Annotated in this window: 2 tRNA genes and 3 rRNA genes; all 5 read right to left on the reverse strand. The window is 52.2% G+C overall.

Features of this window, described 5'->3' with window-relative positions:
* Positions 1-73: 73 nt before the first annotated feature.
* Positions 74-186 (reverse strand): 5S ribosomal RNA (gene rrf / locus AWB69_RS44655).
* Between the two features lie 185 nt (positions 187-371).
* Positions 372-3,253 (reverse strand): 23S ribosomal RNA (locus tag AWB69_RS44660).
* 362 nt (positions 3,254-3,615) lie between these two features.
* Positions 3,616-3,691 (reverse strand) — tRNA-Ala (locus tag AWB69_RS44665).
* 76 nt (positions 3,692-3,767) lie between these two features.
* Positions 3,768-3,844, reverse strand: a tRNA-Ile gene (locus AWB69_RS44670).
* A gap of 70 nt (positions 3,845-3,914) precedes the next feature.
* Positions 3,915-5,445, reverse strand: a 16S ribosomal RNA gene (locus AWB69_RS44675).
* Together the 16S, 23S and 5S rRNA genes with 2 tRNA genes alongside form the textbook arrangement of a ribosomal RNA operon.
* Positions 5,446-5,750: the final 305 nt, after the last annotated feature.

The raw sequence follows: 5,750 nt of genomic DNA on the forward strand, positions 1-5,750 counted from the left end.
GAAACGCAAAAACCCCACCTTTGAGGGGTGGGGTTTTTGTATAGCTGCGGAGTTGCTTGGCAGCGCATGAGGAGCCTGACGATTACCTACTTTCACACGGGTATCCGCACTATCATTGGCGTGGAGTCGTTTCACGGTCCTGTTCGGGATGGGAAGGGGTGGTACCAACTCGCTATGGTCATCAGGCATAAGGGGGTGTTGTAGCGCTGGTGGGCGCTACAACCAATCTGGGGAAGAAGTAGTCGAGTTCACTCTTTGTGAAGAGCGCCTCGTTGTTACTGGTGTTGCTTGGGTTGTGTTTAGTACTGGCACAACACTGATCTCAACCACACGTGTGTGAGCATTTCGCTCATTAAAGACACACTGGTTATAGGATCAAGCCTTACGGGCAATTAGTATCAGTTAGCTTAATGCATTACTGCACTTCCACACCTGACCTATCAACGTCCTGGTCTAGAACGACCCTTCAAGGGGCTTAAAGCCCCAGGGATATCTCATCTCAAGGCGAGTTTCCCGCTTAGATGCTTTCAGCGGTTATCTCTTCCGAACATAGCTACCCGGCGATGCCACTGGCGTGACAACCGGTACACCAGAGGTTCGTCCACTCCGGTCCTCTCGTACTAGGAGCAGCCCCCTTCAAATATCCAACGCCCACGGCAGATAGGGACCAAACTGTCTCACGACGTTTTAAACCCAGCTCACGTACCTCTTTAAATGGCGAACAGCCATACCCTTGGGACCGGCTACAGCCCCAGGATGAGATGAGCCGACATCGAGGTGCCAAACACCGCCGTCGATATGAACTCTTGGGCGGTATCAGCCTGTTATCCCCAGAGTACCTTTTATCCGTTGAGCGATGGCCCTTCCATACAGAACCACCGGATCACTATGACCTGCTTTCGCACCTGCTCGACTTGTCGGTCTCGCAGTTAAGCACGCTTATGCCATTGCACTATCAGCACGATTTCCGACCGTACCTAGCGTACCTTCGTACTCCTCCGTTACACTTTGGGAGGAGACCGCCCCAGTCAAACTGCCTACCATGCACTGTCCCCGATCCGGATCACGGACCAAGGTTAGAACCTCAAACAAACCAGGGTGGTATTTCAAGGACGGCTCCACCGAAACTAGCGTTCCGGTTTCATAGCCTCCCACCTATCCTACACAGATCGGTTCAAAGTCCAATGCAAAGCTACAGTAAAGGTTCATGGGGTCTTTCCGTCTAGCCGCGGGGAGATTGCATCATCACAAACACTTCAACTTCGCTGAGTCTCGGGAGGAGACAGTGTGGCCATCGTTACGCCATTCGTGCAGGTCGGAACTTACCCGACAAGGAATTTCGCTACCTTAGGACCGTTATAGTTACGGCCGCCGTTTACCGGGACTTCAATCAAGAGCTTGCACCCCATCATTTAATCTTCCGGCACCGGGCAGGCGTCACACCCTATACGTCCACTTTCGTGTTTGCAGAGTGCTGTGTTTTTATTAAACAGTCGCAGCCACCAGTTTATTGCAACCCCTTCACCCTTTGCGCGCAGGCGCATCAAGCTACAGGGGCGTACCTTATCCCGAAGTTACGGTACCAATTTGCCGAGTTCCTTCTCCCGAGTTCTCTCAAGCGCCTTAGAATACTCATCTCGCCCACCTGTGTCGGTTTGCGGTACGGTCTTGTTAAACTGAAGCTTAGAGGCTTTTCTTGGAACCACTTCCGATTGCTTCGCCACCTAAGCGGCTCGCCTCACACCCTTGAATTCCGCGCCCGGATTTGCCTAAGCGCCTTCTCCAATGCAAGGACCGGGACTTCCAACACCCGGACAACCTTCCGCGATCCGTCCCCCCATCGCATTTAACAATGGTGCAGGAATATTAACCTGCTTCCCATCAGCTACGCATTTCTGCCTCGCCTTAGGGGCCGACTCACCCTACGCCGATGAACGTTGCGTAGGAAACCTTGGGCTTACGGCGAGGGGGCTTTTCACCCCCTTTATCGCTACTCATGTCAGCATTCGCACTTCCGATACCTCCAGCACACTTTTCAATGCACCTTCACAGGCTTACGGAACGCTCTCCTACCATGCGAGATAAATCTCGCATCCGCAGCTTCGGTATATTGCTTAGCCCCGTTACATCTTCCGCGCAGGACGACTCGATCAGTGAGCTATTACGCTTTCTTTAAAGGATGGCTGCTTCTAAGCCAACCTCCTGACTGTTTTAGCCTTCCCACTTCGTTTCCCACTTAGCAATATTTGGGGACCTTAGCTGGCGGTCTGGGTTGTTTCCCTCTTGACACCGGACGTTAGCACCCGATGTCTGTCTCCCGTGATTGCACTCTTCGGTATTCGGAGTTTGCTATGGCGTAGTAATCCGCAATGGACCCCACAACCATGACAGTGCTCTACCCCCGAAGGTGATACACGAGGCACTACCTAAATAGTTTTCGGAGAGAACCAGCTATTTCCAAGTTTGTTTAGCCTTTCACCCCTATCCACAGCTCATCCCCTAATTTTTCAACATTAGTGGGTTCGGTCCTCCAGTACGTGTTACCGCACCTTCAACCTGGCCATGGATAGATCACTTGGTTTCGGGTCTACGCCCAGCAACTGAACGCCCTATTCGGACTCGCTTTCGCTACGCCTGCCTTAATCAGTTAAGCTTGCTACTGAACGTAAGTCGCTGACCCATTATACAAAAGGTACGCCGTCACCCCTTGACGAGGCTCCGACTGTTTGTATGCATGCGGTTTCAGGATCTATTTCACTCCCCTCCCGGGGTTCTTTTCGCCTTTCCCTCACGGTACTGGTTCACTATCGGTCGATCACGAGTATTTAGCCTTGGAGGATGGTCCCCCCATCTTCAGACAGGATTTCACGTGTCCCGCCCTACTTGTCGTACACCTAGTTCCACACATCCGCTTTCGCCTACAGGGCTATCACCTGCTATGGCCACACTTTCCAGAGTGTTCGGCTAACGGTCGTGCTAAAGAGTACAGGCTGATCCCATTTCGCTCGCCACTACTTTGGGAATCTCGGTTGATTTCTTTTCCTGCGGTTACTTAGATGTTTCAGTTCACCGCGTTCGCTTCTCTAGACCTATGTATTCAGTCTAGGATGACCCAGAAGGGCCGGGTTTCCCCATTCGGACATCGACGGATCAAAGCTCGTTTGCCAGCTCCCCGTCGCTTTTCGCAGGCTACCGCGTCCTTCATCGCCTGTGATCGCCAAGGCATCCACCACATGCACTTGTTCGCTTGACCCTATAACGAGTGTGTCTCCGAGCGTTTTTCTCCACACCGAACCGCAGTTCAATGCCGATCAAACCTCTTTCACACCGCTACAGGTTGAGTATTCGTGTTGCGCCGTATTCCAAGCCATCTTTCGATAACTTTTCATACATTGATACAATCACAACCCTGATTCACCTACTCACACACCCATCTCTAAGTGTATTTTCGTGAATCTCTTTACTACTTCTTCCAGATTGTTAAAGAACGACAGCATCATTTAAAGCGCCTTGCCTTAAACAATTTACTGACTGGCTCAATCGCCAATGCATATTTTTCACCCCGCACCGCAAGCACTTTTCTGCTCACAGGTATAAAAAATCTGCATTGATGATTGGTGGAGGATGACGGGATCGAACCGACGACCCCCTGCTTGCAAAGCAGGTGCTCTCCCAGCTGAGCTAATCCCCCTATACCTTGACGCTTGAGGGTCCGTAAATTCATCCGACTGCATTTAATTGAACATTAAACACGGTCAAGCGAATCATGGTGGGTCTGGTTGGATTCGAACCAACGACCCCCGCCTTATCAAGACGGTGCTCTAACCAACTGAGCTACAGACCCTTAGCCTGTCTTCTTACAGCCGATAAGCGTGAGCGCTTTAGCACTTCACTTTAATACGTTTGAGCTCGAGAAAGGAGGTGATCCAGCCGCACCTTCCGATACGGCTACCTTGTTACGACTTCACCCCAGTCATGAATCCTACCGTGGTGACCGTCCTCCTTGCGGTTAGACTAGCCACTTCTGGTAAAACCCACTCCCATGGTGTGACGGGCGGTGTGTACAAGACCCGGGAACGTATTCACCGCGGCATGCTGATCCGCGATTACTAGCGATTCCAGCTTCACGTAGTCGAGTTGCAGACTACGATCCGGACTACGATCGGTTTTCTGGGATTAGCTCCCCCTCACGGGTTGGCAGCCCTCTGTTCCGACCATTGTATGACGTGTGAAGCCCTACCCATAAGGGCCATGAGGACTTGACGTCATCCCCACCTTCCTCCGGTTTGTCACCGGCAGTCTCCTTAGAGTGCTCTTGCGTAGCAACTAAGGACAAGGGTTGCGCTCGTTGCGGGACTTAACCCAACATCTCACGACACGAGCTGACGACAGCCATGCAGCACCTGTGTATCGGTTCTCTTTCGAGCACCCCCACCTTTCAGCAGGGTTCCGACCATGTCAAGGGTAGGTAAGGTTTTTCGCGTTGCATCGAATTAATCCACATCATCCACCGCTTGTGCGGGTCCCCGTCAATTCCTTTGAGTTTTAATCTTGCGACCGTACTCCCCAGGCGGTCAACTTCACGCGTTAGCTACGTTACTAAGGAAATGAATCCCCAACAACTAGTTGACATCGTTTAGGGCGTGGACTACCAGGGTATCTAATCCTGTTTGCTCCCCACGCTTTCGTGCATGAGCGTCAGTATTGGCCCAGGGGGCTGCCTTCGCCATCGGTATTCCTCCACATCTCTACGCATTTCACTGCTACACGTGGAATTCTACCCCCCTCTGCCATACTCTAGCTCGCCAGTCACAAATGCAGTTCCCAGGTTAAGCCCGGGGATTTCACATCTGTCTTAACGAACCGCCTGCGCACGCTTTACGCCCAGTAATTCCGATTAACGCTCGCACCCTACGTATTACCGCGGCTGCTGGCACGTAGTTAGCCGGTGCTTATTCTTCCGGTACCGTCATCCTCCCGCCGTATTAGGGCAGAAGTTTTCTTTCCGGACAAAAGTGCTTTACAACCCGAAGGCCTTCTTCACACACGCGGCATTGCTGGATCAGGGTTTCCCCCATTGTCCAAAATTCCCCACTGCTGCCTCCCGTAGGAGTCTGGGCCGTGTCTCAGTCCCAGTGTGGCTGGTCGTCCTCTCAGACCAGCTACAGATCGTCGCCTTGGTAGGCCTTTACCCCACCAACTAGCTAATCTGCCATCGGCCGCCCCTATAGCGCGAGGCCTTTCGGTCCCCCGCTTTCTTCCGTAGATCGTATGCGGTATTAATCCGGCTTTCGCCGGGCTATCCCCCACTACAGGACACGTTCCGATGTATTACTCACCCGTTCGCCACTCGCCACCAGGGTTGCCCCCGTGCTGCCGTTCGACTTGCATGTGTAAGGCATGCCGCCAGCGTTCAATCTGAGCCAGGATCAAACTCTTCAGTTCAATGCCTGTTACTGTTTTCTATTCTTGCGAATAGGTCGCTCACTCAACGTACTGACAAGTTCCTCCCATCTTTCCCCTAAAGAAAAGACGCTCAAAACCTACCTTAATACTAGTGTGAGACTTGATACTTTCGCTTCACGGCAGTATCTCCTAAGAAACACCACCACGCTTAAAGCCAAGCACCAAGCGCCCACACTTATCGGCTGTTAGTTTTTAAAGAACAGTCGCGCCAACCGCAGCATTCCAACCCTCAGAACCCTGCCGCTTTCGCGTCGCTGCATCTGCAGCACAGAAACGAGATTATG

Source organism: Caballeronia udeis, assembly GCF_001544555.2.
GTDB classification, from domain to species: Bacteria; Pseudomonadota; Gammaproteobacteria; order Burkholderiales; family Burkholderiaceae; genus Caballeronia; species Caballeronia udeis.